This is a genomic window from Brachybacterium sp. SYSU DS0246 (assembly GCF_059391765.1).
This window is the reverse complement of sequence record NZ_JBZXYT010000039.1, coordinates 1-17,301: the sequence shown is the minus strand read 5'-3', so window position 1 is coordinate 17,301 and position 17,301 is coordinate 1. Positions and strand designations below refer to the sequence as shown.

Below are 17,301 nucleotides of genomic sequence, written 5' to 3'. Positions count from 1 at the left end.
GACGACAAGGGCGCACCCGGGGCGCTCCTGAGCACGACAGGGCCCGGCAGGATCATCACGATCCTGCCGGGCCCTGTCGCGTCCCTCAGCCCTTGACGTCGCGGGCGGCAGCGGATCTGCCCGCCGTCACCGCGCCTCTGCTGGACCGCGGGGATCGGGGGCGCTCACGAGGCACGACGACGGATGATCAGGAGGATCACGCCGATCACGACCAGCACGAATCCGAGGAAACCGCCGCCCAGGCCCAGCAGGACGCCTCCGACGGCCCCGAAGATCCCACCGATGGAGACCGGCGGGCCGACGGCGACAGGCGTGCCGCCGCAGTCGAAGGAGTACTCCCCCGCCTCGTTCGCCGTGATCGAGTCGAAGGACGCCCAGGTCCTCCCCTCCTTGGTGGTGCTGCTCGTCTGATGCGTGCCCTCGCCGATCGCCTCGGGCGAGGGGCCCATCACCTCGCACGTGGGGATCTGGGTGCCCTCCTCGGCGTAGAACTGGATATCGTCACCGGCCTCCGCGGTGACCGACCCGCTGCCGCTGTCGAACACCTCGATGTCACCCAGCCCGCCGGCTGTCCTGGTGATGCCGAGCACCGTGACGGTGATGCCGATGGCGATGCTGAGCACCAGGATGATCGCCCCGACGATGACAAGGATGTTCGGCACACTGCCGAACTTCTTCCGACCGGAGCCGGACCCTGGGTGCTGCTGACCCATCGAGCCCGGCGGGGGCACGGGAGCGGAGTTCGGGACGGTCATGGGGATCCTCCTGGGAATCGAGCTGCAACCTCGAGCAGACTACCGTCGCCCTAGACTCGGCTCCATGCCCGATCCACTCGTTCTCGCCGCCGATGTGGAGACGGAACTGGTCGAGAAGCGTTCCCGCTTCCTCACCCGACTGCACCGGGTCGAGGACCTCCACCAGGCCGAGGACCGCATCCGGGCCGCCCGACGCGACCACCCCGACGCCCGCCACCACTGCACCGCTCTCGTGATCGGCGCTCGGGGCGACGCCGCCGAGGTGAACCGCTCCAGCGACGACGGCGAACCGTCCGGCACGGCGGGCATGCCGATGCTCCAGTCACTCCTGCATGCCGGCCTGGTCGACACGCTGGCGATCGTCACCCGCTACTTCGGCGGCGTGAAACTGGGGGCCGGCGGCCTGATGCGGGCCTACACCGCCGCCGTGGAGCAGGCGGCCTCCGAGGCCACGGTGCTGCGCCGCACCCATCTCACCGTCGCCGAGCTGGACGTTCCGCTCGCCGAGATCGGGGCCGCCGAGAATGCGGTGCGCCAGTGGGCCGCCGCGCACGGCGCGCACGTCGAGCCCACCGTCTACTCCGCGCGCGCCGCGACCGTGCAGGTGCTCCTCGAGCCGTCCCACCTCGAGGCCCTGGCAGCGGACACCGCACGCTGGTCCTCCGGCCGCATCGACGTCCGCGCCACCGGGGATCGACTGACGGACGTACCGATCTCGCGCGAGGTGGAGTGAGACGTCGATCGGGCCGCGGAGCGAACACCTCCGCGCACGCCCCAGCCGGTCGACCGGCACGTGGTCGGCACTCAGCGGGGTCATTGCCCGCCGGGAAGATCGACGTAGTGCGCGGGAACCGATTTGAGCGGACGCAGATCACGCGGCTGCGCGGTGACCAGCCGGCTGAGCACAGCGAAGGACATCTCCCGGTGCAGATCGTGGAACTCCTCGACGGCCTCGCCGGAGCGGATCGGGAACACCCATCGCCATGATGAGGCGGGCTGCTCCCGCACATCGAACGGGTCGCGGACCACGGCCAGCTCGATTCCCGCCGGACGCACGGCCTCCAGCATGGCCGTCAGCACCGGGGTCAGGTCCCCTCCCGTGACGGCGTGCTGGGAGGGGACGTCCGCGCTGCTGGCGAGGTCGAGGTCGACGCGCCCGGTTCCTGCGGCGCTGTCCCAGGTAGTGGCCCGGACTCCGTAGATGATCCCGTGGGCGTCGTACTCCGCGATCAGCACCCGCGCGATCTGTTCGGCGCGCGCGGAGACGGCTCGCGCCGAGAGGCCGGCGGCATCGACCTGCACCGCGATGCTGCCGATCAGCCTCCCGCGCTGCGCCGTCGCCGCCCGCGGGACCACGTTGGCGTGGTGCAGCAGTGAGTAGTAGGGCACGGCCAGTGCCCGTCGGACCTCGCTCGAGGCACGGTCGCGCACCGCGAGCGGACCGAAGTCGCGCCGCAGGATCAGCCCGAAGCGCAGCGCGAGGTGCTCACGCTGCTCGAGCTCCGTGAGGCGGTGCCGTCGCCGCATGTCCTCAGATTATCGACACCCGTCACCGGCGATACCCACGGCGTGGGCGATGACCTGCCCCCGCACATGCCGACGGCGCCGCCCCGGGAGTCCCGGGACGGCGCCGTCGTGGTGCGGACGCTAGTGGCCTGAGGTCAGGCGCGGCCCTTGGTTGCGAAGCCGTAGATCGCCATCACGATGATCGCGCCGACGATGGACAGCAGGATGGTGCCGATGCTCCACGGGTTGTCCATGATCCCGCCGATGCCGTTACCACCGAACAGGCCGCCGATGAAGCCGCCGACGATCGCACCGACGACGCCGAGGACGATCGTCATCCCCAGCCCCATGGCCTGCTTGCCCGGCATGATCGCGCGAGCTAGGAGGCCGATGATCGCGCCGATGATGATCCACGAGATGATCAGTCCGATAAGTCCCATGACACGTTCTCCATTCGTTGAGGGGAAGGGGACGGGGTGTTACGCACGCATTCTGGCCCCGCACGGCGACTGACGACCAGATCGTCGCGAAACCGCAGGTCACGCGGACGACCAGGCGGTATGGCGAGGACTCGATCACGACGTCGTGCCGCTTGGGCACGGCCGGTCAGCGCCTCGTCGCCGAATAATCCGGAGTGCGCAGTGCAGTGCGCGCCGCGGCGGGCCGCCGGTCCGCGGCCGTCCGTGTCACTGCGAGGCCAGTCGTGAGGCGAGCAGGGACTTGGCCTGCTCAGCTCCCTTGGTGCTCTCGTGCTGCGCTTTGGAGAAGAGCTCGGCGAGTTCGGTGTCACCGTCCCGCTCCGCGTCCTTGACGTAGGTCTCCATGCGCAACGCGTTGTTCAGGCAGGACTCCAGGAACCACACCAGGTTGTAGTGCTTGTCCTTCGTCCCGGTGACCTGGCCAGCTTCTTGCTCCGACATGTTTCCTCCTCGACGCGGGATTCACTGTGGTACCCGTCACGATAGGAGGGTGCTCGCTCCAGGGGAAGGCGCAGTGAGCAGCGCGCCCCCGGGGGCACCGAGATCGCTCCGTGACCAGGGCGACTGCTGGCATGCAGTCCTTAACCGCTCGGTTCGCGCCTCCTTGCCGCACCACAGCGCCGCGCGCTGCGCCGCCATCGAGGCCTGCCTCGCCGGGGTGCAGCACCAGGCCCGGATCCCACTCGGCGCCGACCGCGGCCACCGACTCGATGTCGACGCCGACGGCGCCCTCAGTGGTGACCGCCGTGACCAGGTGCGGGCCGGCGCGGGACAGGCTGACCGAGACCTCGTCGCCGCGCCCGGGCACGCGGGCCCAGGGGCGCCCGTGCCGGGAGGAGCCGCAGCGCGGGCAGGCGCGTCCCACGAGGACGTCGGCCTCGGAGGCATCGGTCAACTCGGCGTCGCGCCTGCGCAGGATCGCATCGGCGTTCTCATCGGCCGCATGATGCTGCACCGGCGAGTCGCCCACCGGGCGCGGGTCGATACGCCGAAGGCGCCGGACGTTCGCGTCCGGCGCCTTCGGGCGGGGTCCGGGGAGCACGCCTCGGCGTCCCGGGGTCAGAGCCTCAGAAGTCCCAGTCGTCGTCCTCGGTCTCGACGGCCTTGCCCATCACGTAGCTGGAGCCGGAGCCGGAGAAGAAGTCGTGGTTCTCGTCGGCGTTCGGGGACAGGGCGGCGAGGATCGCGGGATTGACCTCCGTGGAGTCCTGCGGGAACAGCGACTCGTAGCCGAGGTTCATCAGCGCCTTGTTGGCGTTGTAGCGCAAGAAGGTCTTGACCTCCTCGGTCCAGCCCACCGGGTCGTAGAGATCCTCGGTGTACTCCTCCTCGTTCTCGTACAGCTCGAGCAGGAGGGACATCGTGTAGTCCTTGAGCTCCGCGCGGCGCTCCGGGGAGGCCTGCTCCATGGCCTTCTGGAACTTGTACCCGATGTAGTAGCCGTGGACGGCCTCGTCACGGATGATCAGGCGGATGATGTCGGCGGTGTTGGTCAGCTCGCCGTGGCTGGAGTAGTGCATCGGCAGGTAGAAGCCGGAGTAGAACAGGAAGGACTCCAGCAGGGTGGACGCGACCTTCCGCTTCTCCGGGTCATCGCCCTGGTAGTAGTCCATGACGATCCGCGCCTTCTTCTGCAGCGGCTCGTTGAACTCGCTCCAGCGGAAGGCCTCGTCGATCTGCTTGGTGTCCGACAGCGTCGAGAAGATCTGGGAGTAGGACTTCGCGTGCACCGACTCCATGAAGGCGATGTTGGTGTACACCGCCTCCTCGTGCTGGGTGATCGCATCGGGGATCAGGGAGACGGCGCCGACGGTCCCCTGCACGGTGTCCAGCAGGGTCAGCCCGGTGAAGACCCGCATGGTCAGCGTCTTCTCGTGATCGGGCAGCCGGTTCCAGGACTGGATGTCGTTGGACAGCGGCACCTTCTCGGGCAGCCAGAAGTTTCCGGTCAGGCGGTCCCAGACCTCCTGGTCCTTCGGGTCCGGGATCCGGTTCCAGTTGATGGCCTGGACCGTCGTCTTCAGGTGGTCGTTCACCGCAGCCTCACTGTCAGAAGAATCGGGGAGAGTCAGTGCTCGCCAGTGTAGGCAGTGGGGCCCTCCCGGCGGCGCACCGACGGCCCTCCGGCGCGGTGGGAATCGACACCCTCCGCCGGGGCAGCGGCGAACGCCGCGACGTTCACCTTCCTCGGCGTGAGCAAGCCCTCCGCTGCGGTGCGCGGGCCGCCTCCGGGCGCCCAGCACGATGGCGGCGCGCCTCCTCGACACCCGTGACACAAACCCGACTTTCGTCCCGCGACAGCGGCTGCGGGCGCGGCTAGGTTCGCAAGGGACGACGCCGCACCTCAGGGGACGACGCTGCACCTCGGGTGCGACGGCGCATCGACCGGATTCACCGCTCTGCCTCGCCGACCCGAAAGGCGCCGACGTGACCAGCTCGCCCACGGTTCCCCGCTCCCCTGCCGCCCCGTCCCGCCCACGCCGTTCCCTGGCCCCGGACATCTCCCGCGGCCTGATGCTCGCCCTGATCGCGATGGCCAACGTCTCCTGGTACCTGTGGGGCCATGAGGGGTCCGTCGGCATGAGCCCCCACATCCCGGCGATGGGCCCGCTCGATTCCGCGGTGCAGTTCGTCATGACCGTCGCCGTCGACCACCGGGCGATGCCGCTGTTCGCGTTCCTGTTCGGCTACGGCATGGTGCAGTTCTACCGCTCCCGCATCGACCGCGGCATGGAAGCCGGCGTCGTCCGGATCATGATGCGGCGCCGGCACTGGGCGATGCTGCTGCTGGGATTCCTGCATGCGGCGCTGCTGTTCTACGGGGACATCCTGGGGGCGTACGCGGTCGCCGCCCTGCTGCTGGTGTGGATCTTCTTCGGCCGGCGCACCCGCACCCTCGCCATCTGGCTGATCGTGCTGACCTCGATCATGGTGCTGTATGCGCTCTTCTCCGCCGTCAGCGCGCTGGTGCTGGCCTTCCTCGCCCCGCCGGAGACGCTCGCGGAGATGGAGGCGGGAATGGCCGGCTTCGGAATGGGTTTCATCCGGGACTTGGCCTACGGGCAGCCGTACCTGATCTCGATCCTGACGCGCACCGGGATGTGGCTGTTCGCGCTCGTGCCGGCCGTTTTCATGGGCCCACCGCTGATGATCCTGCTGGGGTGGATCGCCGCCCGTCATCGGGTGCTCGACGAGCCGTGGCGCCACGTCCGGCTGCTGCGTCGCGTCGCGATCGGCGGCATCGCCGTCGGCTGGCTGGGCGGGCTGCCGGACGCTCTGACGTACGTGGGTGTGCTGCCCATGCCGGAGGCGGTCGCCTGGGGCTTCGTCGGGATCACCTCGGTCTCGGGCATGGCCTGCGGCGTCGGCTACGCGGCCGCGTTCGGCCTGCTCGCGGCGCGGCTGGAGAGGCACGGGCTCCCAGCCGCGGCGCTCAGTGCGGAGGGTCCGGCGTCCCGATCCGGCGCGACGGCGGAACAGACCCCGGCGCAGCGCGCCTACGGCGTTCCTGCGGCGACCGAGATGCCGGTCACGAACGCCCGGCCCGGGCCCCTGGTACGCGCCCTGAGCGCCGTCGGCCAGCGGTCGCTGACGTTCTACCTGTTCCAGTCACTGCTGTTGGCCCCGATCATGGCCGGCTGGGGGTTCGGCCTCGGCGCGCAGCTGAGCACGGCCCCGGCCGTCGCCATCGCCCTCGCGGTCTGGCTGATCTCGCTGCCGATCGCCGCCTTCATGGACTCTCGAAGCCTCCGCGGGCCGGCCGAGATGCTGCTGCGACGGATGACCTACGGCCGGCACGAGAGGCGGGAGCGGCTGGCTCGGTAGACCTCGAGCTTCAGTAGAACTCGACCGTGTCGACCACGTTCCGCATGGGCCGGCCGTCGACGAAGCGGCGCAGGTTGTCGATGAAGAGCGTCACGATCCGGTCGTCCTCGCGAGCACTCACCGCTGCCGTGTGCGGCGAGATCAGCACGTTCGGGTGGTCCCACAGCGCACTCTCGGCGGGCAGCGGCTCGGTCGCGGTGACGTCGAGGGCGGCGTAGCAGATCCGGCCGTCCTCGAGCGCGGCCAGCAGCGCGTCCTCGTCGATGACGGTCCCGCGGCCGACGTTGACCAGGATCGTTCCCTCACGCAGACCCTCGAGGACGTCGGCGCCGACCAGGCCCGCTGTGCGGTCGGTCCCGGGCAGGGTCACGACGATCGCGTCGGCCTCGCGAGCGGCGCGGGCCAGCTTCTCGATCGGGACCAGCTCATCGACGCCGTCGACGGGCTCGCCGCTGCGGGTGGTGCCCATGACGCGCGCCCCCAGCGCGGAGAACTTCTGCGCGCACATCGCGCCGATGCCCCCGAGACCGACGATCAGCACCGTCATCTCGCTGACGTGGCGCATCTCCAGCCGCCCGCCCCACTGGTGACGCCGCTGGAGCTCCTGGAGGCGGGGCAGGGTCTTGGCGCCGGCCAGCACACCGAGCAGGGCGAACTCCGCGAGCGGTTCCGCGTGCACCCCGGCGGCGGTGGTGACCGTCAGGCGCTCGAGCTCATCCTCGGTGAGTCCGGCGGCGCGCACCTGCGCTCCTCCCCCGGCTGCCATCGTCTGGACCCATCGCAGTCCCGGATTCGTCCGGACAGTGCGCGCCAGACCAGCGGGGTCGCCGTCCGGCAGGCTGAAGAGCACGTCGGCGGAATCCACCATCTCCTCGTAAGCGCGCTGCTGCGCGGCCGTGCGCCGGTGCTCCGGGTCGCCGTGCCAGTCAGCGGCGCCGCGGCGAGGAGGATAGAGGGAGTGGTCCCGGATCACCTCGGCGCGCGGCTCTGCCTCCTCGATCCCGCGGCACAGCTCCTCGGGCAGGTTCGCGGCGATGACGACGCGCGGACGGTCGGCCGGCGCACCGTCAGTATCCGGCGCCGGCGCCCTCGTCACATCGTCGGAGTGCGGGTGCGTCATGGGTGAGTTCCTTCCCCGCTGGTCGTGGGCTCGTGAGGGGTCCAGCGGTTACTGCGGAGAGTACGTCCACCGATGTGTGCGGCTTGCCGGGGCACCGGATGCTGATACTGCGGCTGCCATCGATCCGTGGCTGTTCGGGCTGACTACAGTTCGCCGCGCGCAAGAACGCCGGGGCCCGGACACGGTGCTTCCCGTGTCCGGACCCCGGCGTCACCTCGGCGGACGAGAGGTCAGAGCATGCAGCTGACGCAGCCCTCGACCTCGGTGCCCTCGATCGCCATCTGCCGCAGGCGGATGTAGTAGAGGGACTTGATGCCCTTGCGCCAGGCGTAGATCTGCGCCTTGTTGATATCGCGCGTGGTCGCGGTGTCCGGGAAGAACAGCGTCAGCGACAGACCCTGGTCCACGTGCTGCGTGGCCTCGGCGTAGGTGTCGATGATCTTCTCGTACCCGATCTCGTACGCATCCTCGTAGTACTCGAGGTTGTCGTTGGTCATGTACGGCGCCGGGTAGTAGACGCGGCCGATCTTGCCTTCCTTGCGGATCTCGATCTTGGAGACGATCGGGTGGATCGAGCTGGTCGAGTGGTTGATGTAGGAGATGGAGCCGGTCGGCGGCACCGCCTGCAGGTAGGCGTTGTACATGCCGTGCTTCTGGACCTCGTCGCGCAGCTGCTTCCAGTCCTCCGGCGTGGGCAGGTGCACGCTGGAGTTCGCGAACAGGCTGCGGACCTTCTCGGTGCGCGGCTCCCACGTCTGCTCGATGTACTTGTCGAAGTACTCGCCGGTGCCGTACTTCGAGTTCTCGAAGTCGTAGAAGACCTCGCCGCGCTCCTTGGCGATCTTGTTCGACGCCTTGATGGCGTTGTAGGTGACCGCGTAGAAGTACATGTTCGTGAAGTCCAGGCCCTCGTCGGAGCCGTAGAAGATGGACTCGCGGGCGAGGTAGCCGTGGAGGTTCATCTGGCCCAGACCGATGGCGTGCGAGGCGCGGTTGCCCTCGGCGATCGTCGGCACCGACTCGATGTCGGAGTGGTCCGAGACCGAGGTGAGGCCGCGGATCGCGGTCTCGATGGTGCGCGAGAAGTCGTCGGAATCCATCGTCTTGGCGATGTTCAGCGAACCGAGGTTGCAGGAGATGTCCCGGCCCAGCTCGTCGTAGCTCAGGTCCGTGTTCATCGACGAGGGGGTCGAGACCTGCAGGATCTCCGAGCACAGATTCGAGTGGGTGATCTTGCCCGGGATCGGGTTCGCCCGGTTCGCGGTGTCCTCGAACATGATGTACGGGTAGCCGGACTCGAACTGGATCTCCGCCAGGATCTGGAAGAAGTCGCGCGCCTTGATCTTCTTCTTGGAGATGTTCGGGTTGTCGACCATCTCGCGGTAGTGATCGGAGACGTTCACGTCGGCGAACGGCTTGCCGTACTCGCGCTCCACGTCGTACGGGGAGAACAGGTACATCGGCTCGTTCTTCTTCGCGAGCTCGAAGGTGATGTCGGGGATGACCACGCCGAGCGAGAGAGTCTTGATGCGGATCTTCTCGTCGGCGTTCTCGCGCTTGGTGTCCAGGAAGCGCAGGATGTCCGGGTGGTGGGCGTTGAGGTACACCGCACCGGCGCCCTGACGCGCACCCAGCTGGTTCGCGTAGGAGAAGGAGTCCTCCAGCAGCTTCATCACGGGGATGACGCCGCTGGACTGGTTCTCGATGTGCTTGATCGGTGCGCCGTACTCGCGCACGTTGCTCAGCAGCAGTGCCACGCCGCCGCCGCGCTTGGACAGCTGCAGCGCGGAGTTGATCGAACGACCGATCGACTCCATGTTGTCCTCGATGCGCAGCAGGAAGCAGGAGACCAGCTCACCGCGCTGTGCCTTGCCGGCGTTGAGGAAGGTGGGGGTGGCCGGCTGGAAGCGGCCGTCGAGGATCTCGTCGACGAGGTTGCGGGCCAGCTGCTCATCGCCCTCGGCGAGGGTGAGGGCCACCATCACCACGCGGTCCTCGAAGCGCTCCAGGTACCGCTTGCCGTCGAACGTCTTCAGCGTGTACGAGGTGTAGTACTTGAACGCGCCCAGGAACGTCGGGAAGCGGAACTTCTTGGCGAAGGCCTGCTCCGACAGCGACTCGATGAAGGAGAAGTCGTACTTCTCCAGCAGCTCGGGCTCGTAGTACTTGTTCTCGACCAGGTAGTCGAGCTTCTCGCGCAGCGAGTGGAAGAACACCGTATTGGGGTTCACGTGCTGCAGGAAGTACTCCCGCGCCGCGAGGCGATCCTTGTCGAACTGGATCTGGCCGTCCGCTCCGTAGAGGTTCAGCATCGCGTTCAGGGCGTGGTAGTCGAGCTGCCTGTTGTGCTCGAGTGGGGGCATCTCGGTCAGTGTCGCCAAAACTCTTCCAATCCGTCGTGGACCCGCTGCACGTCGCGAGGGGTACCGAACAGTTCGAATCTGTACATGTGCGGGACGCGGCACTTGGCGGAGATGACATCCCCTGCCGCGCAGTACGCGTCCCCGAAGTTGGTGTTGCCGCCACCGATCACGCCACGGATGAGGCTCCGGTTGCGTTCATCGTTGAGGAACTTGATGACCTGCTTGGGGACGGCACCGCGGCCGTTGCCCCCGCCGTAGGTCGGGACCACCAGGACGAACTCCTCATCGGCGACGAGGTGCTCCTCCTGGGCGTAGAGCGGGATGCGCCGGGCCGGCATCCCGAGCTTCTCGATGAAGCGGTGAGTGTTGCCCGAGACCGAGGAGAAGTAGACGAGCTTCGTCACGCCGACGCCTCCTGGTGACAGCTCAGATCGCGGCGGCCGAACGCTGCGAGCCGGCGCCCGCGATCGCCTTGATCTTGTCGGGACGGAAGCCGGACCAGTGATCCTGCTCCGTGATGACCACGGGAGCCTGCGCGTAGCCCATGGACTTGATGCGCGCCAGCGCCTCGGCGTCCTCGGTGATGTCGACGACGTCGTAGGCGACGCCGGCCTTGTTCAGGGCGCGCTTGGTCGCGTCGCACTGCACGCAGAGGGGCTTGGAGTACACGGTGATGTCCAAGGGAAGGGGCCTTTCTCGAGCGCCGCGCCGAGAGCGCGAGGAGCGTGGTGTGTGCAGATGTTCCGGGGAGGTCCGATGGACCACGTCACAGGCCTCCGGAGGCTCCCCACCGCCGCCTCATCAGAGCTTTCGATGTGGCGGACGGTCCCCGGGAGGGCCGGATCGCTGCGACAGCACCAACACTACACCTAGTGGTGCCCGAGAGGAACGACCACAAGATGTACTGAGTTACAAGATTGTCATCCACAAGGCGGTGGGGACGGGATGTGGATGGCTCGGGGCAGCTGGGGACGCGAATCGCGAGCCACGCACGAAGACCGAGGAGAAGACCGAGGATGCGTGCACATCACAGTGTGGACAGGGGGTCGGACAGACCGCGATCGCGGTGGACGGCGCTGCTGAGCGGGGGCCCTCGGCGAGCCCGGACCGGGCGCAGATGTGTTCCGGATCCCCGGCGTGTCCGGGCGCGTCGCGGCGTGTCGCCGGCGTGGCGTCGGCGTGTCGTCGGCGTGTCGTCGGCGTGCCTCGACGGGACGTCGTACTTGATTTCTCGGCGCAGTATCGGCGCGCCCCTACGGGGCACCATGCGACGCCCCGGGCGTGTCGCGACCGGCTTCTTGCGGACAGCCTTCGCCTCACCGGCGTGTCGCCTCGTGAGCCGTCCGGGCCACTGCCGCCCGGGGCGTCATGGCGCCCTGCGGCACGTCCGCGGCGGCAGCGCGCCGCACATGCAGTTCCTCAGGAGGGGCGGTGGCGATTCCTCAGGAGGGGCGGTTGCGGTACTCGCCAGCCGTCGACTCCGCCGACGGGTCAGTGCCGGTCGTCTCGGAGCCCTGCGGGGACGCGGCCTCGTCGTCGCCGGTGCCCTCGGGCGACGCGGCCGGCGCCGCCGAGCCGCCCGCCGAATCGTCGCCCTCGCGCTGTGCATCGGAGGTCCTGTGCGGCTCGGGAGGCCAGGTCGATTCGTCCAGACCGACCGATCGGAGATTCCACACGTCCAGGACGTCACGGCCCGTCCGCGGCGCGGCACCTGGCTCCGCGTCGGGATAGTCGATGGGCTCGGTGGGGTTGGTGGGCTCCGGGAGTCCGCTCGGATCGCTCGCGGCGGCGGGGACGACGGGCTGTCGCTGCTCCGTCGGACGCTGATCCGCCGGACTGCTGTGGGGCGACGGGGTGGCCGGCTCCTGCTCGAGCGTCTCCGGCGCCGGCTGCGATTCCGGTTCCAGGGCCGGCGGTTCGCCGTCCGGCGCTCCCGCCACGTCGGCGGCCGTCGCCGGCTCCTGTTCCAGCGTCTCCGCAGCCGGTTCGGAGTCGAGCGGCCCGGAGGCAGACGGATCAGCGCTCTCGGCCTCGCTGTCGCTCCCCTGTTCGTCGTCGGCCGCGTCGGGGGCGGGATCGAGGCTGCGACCGTCGGCGACCACGATCGTGGAGAGCACCTCCCGCAGGAGCGTGACCTGGTTGCGTGCCTCCTCGGCGCCGGAGACGGGCCGGACGCCCTTCTCGACGAAGCTGTGGAACGCCTCCCACATGGCTTCGACGCTGCCCTTCGTGGCCACGGTCGCCGTCTCCTGGACGGCGCCGCCCTTCTTCTCCCGCAAAGCGACACTGGAGCGGCGGTCGCCATGCGAGGGAGCGGGAAGCTCGACCTCCATGCGGCGACGCGCGGAGAGCACCTTGATGTGCTCGGAGTACTCGGGCGCGAAGGGCAGGTAATGCCACACCAGGCGCACATGCGCTCCGCCTTCGAGCTCGCCGAGGATCTCGAGGGAGCCGGGGATGACGCCCTTGGGCCAGTGGCGCACCGCCGTCACGCGGGTGATCGGCCCGTACACCGCCTCCATCACGGCCATCTGGTGGGCCACCCCGGTCAGCAGGCCCTTCACATACAGGTCGCGGTCGCGCTGGGTGGCGCCCTCGCCGGAGCCGGCGACGACGGCGGCCTGGAGATCGGAGCGGCGCTGCGAGCGCACATCGGAGGGCAGGTCGTAGGAGGAGCTCGTCACGTGCGCTCCGCCGAACAGCGGCTGGCTGGCCGGCATCAGCACTTCGTGATCGACCATCCGCAGGTCCTTGGTGGCGATCTGCTCCGACATGCGCGCGACGGATTCGTCGTACTGCTGCGGGTAGGCCATCATCACCAGGCGCCGACCCGTCATCCGCTCGAAATCGGCGACCTTGGCCACCTCCTCGGCGGAGAACCCCAGCGGGGGCTCGACCAGCACGGGGATCCCGCGGCGCATCAGCTGCAGCAGGTCCTCGACGTGGAGACCGTCGGTCGCCAGGACGGCCGCATCGAGCGAGAGCGTCTTGGCGCGCACCGCTGCGATGAGATCGCCGACCGACTCGTAGCGCTTGTCCTCACCGATGCCCCACACGTCGGAGGCCTCCCGGCGCCGACGCGGCGAGTGGTCGACCAGGGCGGCGACGGTGAACCGGTCCCAGCGCCGCCGCAGCACCGGAAGGTGCACGGCCTGCGCCATCGTTCCGGCACCGATCACGGCGACGTTCAAGGTCTTCGGCATCGACAGGCTCCTCGGGATCGGCGGAGATCGGCAGCGCCCACCGCATGCGCGCAGCGGACGCAGCGACCGCCCTACTGCCTCATCGCGCCTCCGGAATCGGCGCGTGACGCACGCCTGTTCTACCACACCGAGCCGGACCCGAAGTCAGCGGCTTCACCGGCGCGACCTGCACATCATCCGGGCCGACAGCATCCGGCGGCGGCAACCCGGCCACGGCCGGCGGGGATATCGTAGACGGCGATCTCAGACGTCTCAGGAGGACTACGTGGCCAGCCGCTTCTACTTCGGTGCTCGCACGGTCGTCAGGCCGCTCGTGCGGCTCGCATGGAACCCCCGGGTCACGGGGATGGAGAACGTGCCGCGCGAGGGCGGCTTCATCATCGCCTCGAACCACCTGGCCAACATCGACAGCTTCGTCATCCCGGTGGTCTTCCCCCGGCAGGTGCGCTTCGTGGCCAAGGACACGCTCTGGGCGCATCAAGGGATCAAGGGCAGCGTCCTGCGCTGGTTCTTCGATGCCGTCGGCGCCGTGCCGGTGGATCGCGAGGCGCTCTCGTCCGGCAAGGGCGCGCTGCAAGCGGCTCTGGAGATTCTCCGCGAGGGCTCCGGTTTCGGGATCTACCCCGAGGGAGCACGTTCCAAGGACGGGCTGCTGCATCCGGGCAAGCAGGGCGCCGCCTGGCTCGCGCTGGAATCGGGGTGCCCCGTCATCCCCGTCGGGCTGAAGGGCACTCAGCATCTGTTCACCACGGCGATCCCCGAGCGCGGCACCGTCAGCGTGCGCGTGGGAGAGCCGCTGGACATCGCCGACGTCGATCCCAGTCTGTCCAAGGGGGTCCGGCGACGCGTGATGAACGCGCGGATCATGGACGAGATCCAGAAGCTCTCGGGCCAGCGGCGCTCCCCCGAACCGACGTCCTCGGCCCGTTCCGAGTTCTGAGGATCGTCCGGGCCGCTTCGATCACGACCACGACGTTCCCGGCCGTCCACCCGGTCAGGCCCCTCGTGCCGGGAGCTCGGGCCGAGCCCGTAGGATCGGGGGCAGGCGCGCGCTGACCGGGCGCGGGCCGGGCCCGGACCGCACCTCAGGAGAACAGATGGCAGTCGTCGTCGGATTCATCCCCACCGACGTGGGATTCAAGGCGCTGGCAGCTGCACGTGAGCAGGCGGAGCTGCGAGGCGGCCCGCTGATCGTGGTCAACATCGTGCGCGAAGGGGTCACCGAAGACCCCCGCCACGCCGACGACCAGCAGCTCGAGATCGCTCGTGACCAGCTGCGGCAGGCTCCCGTGCGCGTGGAGATCCGCCAGGAGCACACCGAGGAGGACATCGCCGAGGTGCTGCTGACGGTGGTCGAGGAGGAGAAGGCCGAACTGCTGGTCCTGGGCATCCGGCGCCAGAAGGACCTGGCCCGTCACCTGCTGGGCCTGACCGTGCAGAAGCTGCTGCTGTCCGCCCCCAGCGAGGTCCTCGTGGTGTGAGCGACGCCGGCCGGCGCCAGACTCCCGGACAGACCGCGACAGCGCGAGCCACCGACGACGTACAGAAGCGGCCCGTCCCCCACGTGTGAGGGACGGGCCGCTTCCTCTCGTCCGCGGCCGGGCCGCACGCTGGACCCGGTTCCGGTGGCTCAGGCCTCCAGCGGGTCCCCGCCGGGCTGCTGATCCGCCTTGGCGGTGCCGACGGCCAGCTCGATCCGCTCGCCGATGGTGGTATCGATGTTCTTCCAGTACTGCAGGGCCTTGGACAGGACCGGCTCCTCGACGGTGCTCAGGGCACCGGAGACGGTCTCGACCAGGCGATCACGGGCGGCGTCGTCGAAGACCTCCCGCACCAGCGTGCCGGCCTGACCGAAGTCGTCGTCCTCGGCGTGCAGGGTGTAGGCGGCGCGCACCATCTCCCCGTCGGCCTCCCAGCCGTTCTCCGAGGGGCCCTGGGTGTCCTGGTAGGCGCGGCCGTAGGAGTTCGGTGCGTACACCGGCGCGTCCCCGCTGTGCAGGAACTCCATGAACCCTTCCTTGTCGTAGGAGTTCGTGGGCACGATCGGCTGGTTCACCGGCAGCTGGTTGAAGTTGGTGCCGATGCGGTGGCGCTGCGCGTCCGGGTAGGAGAACGAGCGGCCCAGCAGCATCTTGTCCGGGGACAGGCCGATACCGGGCACCGTGTTCGAGGGGCTGAACGCGGCCTGCTCGACCTGGGCGAAGTGGTTGACCGGGTTGCGGTTCAGGGTCATCGTGCCGACCTTGATCAGCGGGTAGTCCTCGTGGGAGACCGTCTTGGTCAGGTCGAAGATGTTGAAGCGGTAGTGCTTCGCGTCCTCGTACGGGATCACCTGCACCGAGACGGTCCAGCTGGGGAAGTTCCCGCCCGCGATGGACTCGAAGAGATCCCGGCGGTGGTAGTCGCCGTCGGTGCCGGCGAGGCGGTCGGCCTCCTCGTTGGAGAGGAACTCCATGCCCTGGTCGGTGTGGAAGTGGTACTTGACCCAGAACTTCTCGCCGTCGGCGTTGACCCACATGTAGGTGTGCGAGCCGTAGCCGTTCATGTGGCGCCAGGTCTTGGGCAGGCCGCGGTCGCCCATGAGGTAGGTGACCTGGTGGGCGCTCTCGGGGGAGTTGGTCCAGAAGTCCCACTGCATGGTGTTGTCGCGCAGGCCCGAATCCGGGGTGCGCTTCTGGGAGTGGATGAAGTCGGGGAACTTCATCGGGTCGCGCAGGAAGAAGATCGGGGTGTTGTTCCCGACCAGGTCGTAGTTGCCCTCCTGCGTGTAGAACTTCAGCGCGAAGCCGCGCACGTCGCGCCAGGTGTCGGGCGAGCCCAGCTCGCCGGCGACGGTGGAGAAGCGCAGCAGCAGCGGGGTCTTGCGGCCGGGCTGGAAGAGGTCCGCCTTGGTGTACTTCGAGACGTCCTCGGTCACCTCGAGCTCACCGAAGGCGCCGGAGCCCTTCGCGTGGGGGCTGCGCTCCGGGACGCGCTCGCGGTCGAAGCGGGCCAGCTTCTCGACCAGGGCGACGTCGTGGAGCAGCAGCGGGCCGTCGGCCCCGACGCTCAGCGAGTGCGCGTCGGACTCGCGCGGAGCACCGGACTCCGTGGTGCTCTTCTTTGTGGGGTCGAAGTCGTTCATGTACTTCTCCTGGGTTGGTGATGGGTACTGACAAGTTGTCACGAAAGGCGGACAGACGACGGCCCGTCTCGCACCGGCAGGGCCGGAGCGATCAGGGCGAGGACGAAGCGGGCGAGTCGAGCTGAGCGGCGGCAGCGGTGGAGGATGCCGACGCACCGGTCGGGACGGCGGGCGTGGCGGCCTCGTCGCGACACGCGGCGCACACCCCGCGGTAGACGACCTCGGCGACCTCGATCTCGAAGCCGAGGTCGTCGTGGGGCAGCAGGCAGGGGGCCTCGCCGATGGCGCACGGGACATCCTCGAGGCGCCCGCAGACGCGGCATTCGAGGTGGTGGTGGTTGTCGTGCTCGTGCAGCTCGTAGCGGGCGCTGCGGCCCGCGACGGGGACACGTCGCAGCAGCTCGACCTCGGTCAGGGCGTGCAGGACGTCGTACACGGCCTGGCGGGAGACCGCTCCCAGGCGCTCCCGGACGGCATGGGCGACGGAGTCGGCATCGGCGTGGGGGTGTTCGGCGACGACCTCCAGGGTCGCCAGCCTCGGGGCGGTCACGCGCAGACCGGCGTTCCGCAGAGCGGGGGCGCGGTCGGCGTTCGGCATGACGCCCACCCTAGCGCGTTTTCTGGACTTGTCCAAAAAAACGCACGCGTCCAGGATCGGTGCCGCTCGGCGGACGCGGGCGCGGTATCAGAGCCGGCGTCGCGTCAGGCGGGCGCGGTATCAGAGCCGGCGTCGCGTCAGGCGGGCGCGGCGTCAGAGCCGGCGTCGCGTCAGAGCTGGCGTCGCGTCAGGACTGGTGGCGGTGCTTCTCCACGGCGGCCCAGAAGTCAGCGGTGCGGAGGTCCTCGACGCTGTCTAGGTTCTTGCTCTCGGCCAGCTGCTGGAGGTCGTCGGCGATGGCGTCGAGATCGAAGTCGCTGGCGTCGTG

General features: G+C 69.0%; 16 protein-coding genes. 4 read left to right on the top strand and 12 right to left on the bottom strand.

All coding sequences use genetic code 11. From position 1 onward, the window contains the following. Nucleotides 1-164: 164 nt before the first annotated feature. Nucleotides 165-755 (bottom strand): hypothetical protein, encoded by a 591-nt coding sequence (locus AC5020_RS15435; protein WP_464988922.1) that lies wholly within the window; start codon nucleotides 753-755, stop codon nucleotides 165-167. Nucleotides 756-819: 64 nt separating this feature from the next. Between AC5020_RS15435 and AC5020_RS15430 the strand changes: the two genes are divergently transcribed. Then, on the top strand, nucleotides 820-1,488 hold the full coding sequence (locus AC5020_RS15430; protein ID WP_464988921.1) for an IMPACT family protein: 669 nt from the start codon (nucleotides 820-822) through the stop codon (nucleotides 1,486-1,488). Nucleotides 1,489-1,568: 80 nt separating this feature from the next. Here the strand turns inward: AC5020_RS15430 and AC5020_RS15425 are convergent, their stop codons facing one another. The 4 genes from AC5020_RS15425 to nrdF all read right to left on the bottom strand — a co-directional run bounded on the left by AC5020_RS15425 (nucleotide 1,569) and on the right by nrdF (nucleotide 4,776). Next, complete coding sequence (locus AC5020_RS15425; protein ID WP_464988920.1) at nucleotides 1,569-2,282, bottom strand: hypothetical protein; 714 nt, start codon at nucleotides 2,280-2,282, stop codon at nucleotides 1,569-1,571. A 134-nt stretch (nucleotides 2,283-2,416) separates the two neighbouring features. After that, nucleotides 2,417-2,701 carry a GlsB/YeaQ/YmgE family stress response membrane protein gene (locus AC5020_RS15420; protein WP_464988919.1) on the bottom strand — a complete coding sequence of 95 codons (285 nt, stop codon included), beginning with the start codon at nucleotides 2,699-2,701 and terminating at the stop codon, nucleotides 2,417-2,419. Nucleotides 2,702-2,947: 246 nt separating this feature from the next. Further along, nucleotides 2,948-3,181 carry a hypothetical protein gene (locus tag AC5020_RS15415; RefSeq protein WP_377018218.1) on the bottom strand — a complete coding sequence of 78 codons (234 nt, stop codon included), beginning with the start codon at nucleotides 3,179-3,181 and terminating at the stop codon, nucleotides 2,948-2,950. Between the two features lie 626 nt (nucleotides 3,182-3,807). Continuing rightward, the gene (nrdF, locus tag AC5020_RS15410) at nucleotides 3,808-4,776 is read right to left on the bottom strand and encodes a class 1b ribonucleoside-diphosphate reductase subunit beta (RefSeq protein ID WP_377793002.1); all 969 of its coding nucleotides are present in this window, start codon (nucleotides 4,774-4,776) and stop codon (nucleotides 3,808-3,810) included. A 391-nt stretch (nucleotides 4,777-5,167) separates the two neighbouring features. Here nrdF and AC5020_RS15405 point away from each other — a divergent pair, with 391 nt between their 5' ends. After that, complete coding sequence (locus AC5020_RS15405; protein WP_464988918.1) at nucleotides 5,168-6,565, top strand: DUF418 domain-containing protein; 1,398 nt, start codon at nucleotides 5,168-5,170, stop codon at nucleotides 6,563-6,565. Nucleotides 6,566-6,575: 10 nt separating this feature from the next. On the opposite strand, the gene AC5020_RS15400 is transcribed toward AC5020_RS15405, so the two are convergent. The 5 genes from AC5020_RS15400 to AC5020_RS15380 all read right to left on the bottom strand — a co-directional run bounded on the left by AC5020_RS15400 (nucleotide 6,576) and on the right by AC5020_RS15380 (nucleotide 13,251). Further along, nucleotides 6,576-7,685 carry a D-2-hydroxyacid dehydrogenase gene (locus tag AC5020_RS15400; protein WP_464988917.1) on the bottom strand — a complete coding sequence of 370 codons (1,110 nt, stop codon included), beginning with the start codon at nucleotides 7,683-7,685 and terminating at the stop codon, nucleotides 6,576-6,578. Between the two features lie 230 nt (nucleotides 7,686-7,915). Further along, the gene (gene nrdE / locus AC5020_RS15395; RefSeq protein WP_377792999.1) at nucleotides 7,916-10,048 is read right to left on the bottom strand and encodes a class 1b ribonucleoside-diphosphate reductase subunit alpha; all 2,133 of its coding nucleotides are present in this window, start codon (nucleotides 10,046-10,048) and stop codon (nucleotides 7,916-7,918) included. A gap of 5 nt (nucleotides 10,049-10,053) precedes the next feature. After that, nucleotides 10,054-10,452: a class Ib ribonucleoside-diphosphate reductase assembly flavoprotein NrdI gene (gene nrdI / locus AC5020_RS15390; protein WP_464988916.1), complete on the bottom strand. Its 399-nt coding sequence runs from the start codon at nucleotides 10,450-10,452 to the stop codon at nucleotides 10,054-10,056. 22 nt (nucleotides 10,453-10,474) lie between these two features. Then, entirely contained in the window at nucleotides 10,475-10,729 is a 255-nt protein-coding gene (gene nrdH / locus AC5020_RS15385; RefSeq protein WP_377018228.1) for a glutaredoxin-like protein NrdH, read from the bottom strand. Between the two features lie 761 nt (nucleotides 10,730-11,490). Then, the gene (locus AC5020_RS15380) at nucleotides 11,491-13,251 is read right to left on the bottom strand and encodes a Gfo/Idh/MocA family oxidoreductase (RefSeq protein WP_464988915.1); all 1,761 of its coding nucleotides are present in this window, start codon (nucleotides 13,249-13,251) and stop codon (nucleotides 11,491-11,493) included. Between the two features lie 265 nt (nucleotides 13,252-13,516). Between AC5020_RS15380 and AC5020_RS15375 the strand changes: the two genes are divergently transcribed. Further along, nucleotides 13,517-14,191: a lysophospholipid acyltransferase family protein gene (locus AC5020_RS15375; protein ID WP_377018230.1), complete on the top strand. Its 675-nt coding sequence runs from the start codon at nucleotides 13,517-13,519 to the stop codon at nucleotides 14,189-14,191. 157 nt (nucleotides 14,192-14,348) lie between these two features. Beyond that, nucleotides 14,349-14,732, top strand: a complete 384-nt coding sequence (locus AC5020_RS15370) for a universal stress protein (protein WP_464988914.1) — start codon at nucleotides 14,349-14,351, stop codon at nucleotides 14,730-14,732. 149 nt (nucleotides 14,733-14,881) lie between these two features. On the opposite strand, the gene AC5020_RS15365 is transcribed toward AC5020_RS15370, so the two are convergent. Together AC5020_RS15365 and AC5020_RS15360 are read right to left on the bottom strand one after the other, a co-directional pair. Next, nucleotides 14,882-16,375: a catalase gene (locus AC5020_RS15365; RefSeq protein ID WP_464988913.1), complete on the bottom strand. Its 1,494-nt coding sequence runs from the start codon at nucleotides 16,373-16,375 to the stop codon at nucleotides 14,882-14,884. Between the two features lie 91 nt (nucleotides 16,376-16,466). Next, nucleotides 16,467-16,973, bottom strand: a complete 507-nt coding sequence (locus tag AC5020_RS15360; protein WP_464988912.1) for a Fur family transcriptional regulator — start codon at nucleotides 16,971-16,973, stop codon at nucleotides 16,467-16,469. Between the last annotated feature and the right edge of the window lie 328 nt (nucleotides 16,974-17,301).

Coding starts and splice junctions, on each gene's coding strand:
- AC5020_RS15435 (WP_464988922.1), bottom strand. CDS start 755: ATGACCGTCCCGAACTCCGCTCCCGTGCCCCCGCCGGGCTCGATGGGT.
- AC5020_RS15430 (WP_464988921.1), top strand. CDS start 820: ATGCCCGATCCACTCGTTCTCGCCGCCGATGTGGAGACGGAACTGGTC.
- AC5020_RS15425 (WP_464988920.1), bottom strand. CDS start 2,282: ATGCGGCGACGGCACCGCCTCACGGAGCTCGAGCAGCGTGAGCACCTC.
- AC5020_RS15420 (WP_464988919.1), bottom strand. CDS start 2,701: ATGGGACTTATCGGACTGATCATCTCGTGGATCATCATCGGCGCGATC.
- AC5020_RS15415 (WP_377018218.1), bottom strand. CDS start 3,181: ATGTCGGAGCAAGAAGCTGGCCAGGTCACCGGGACGAAGGACAAGCAC.
- AC5020_RS15400 (WP_464988917.1), bottom strand. CDS start 7,685: ATGACGCACCCGCACTCCGACGATGTGACGAGGGCGCCGGCGCCGGAT.
- nrdE (WP_377792999.1), bottom strand. CDS start 10,048: ATGCCCCCACTCGAGCACAACAGGCAGCTCGACTACCACGCCCTGAAC.
- AC5020_RS15380 (WP_464988915.1), bottom strand. CDS start 13,251: ATGCCGAAGACCTTGAACGTCGCCGTGATCGGTGCCGGAACGATGGCG.
- AC5020_RS15370 (WP_464988914.1), top strand. CDS start 14,349: ATGGCAGTCGTCGTCGGATTCATCCCCACCGACGTGGGATTCAAGGCG.
- AC5020_RS15365 (WP_464988913.1), bottom strand. CDS start 16,375: ATGAACGACTTCGACCCCACAAAGAAGAGCACCACGGAGTCCGGTGCT.
- AC5020_RS15360 (WP_464988912.1), bottom strand. CDS start 16,973: ATGCCGAACGCCGACCGCGCCCCCGCTCTGCGGAACGCCGGTCTGCGC.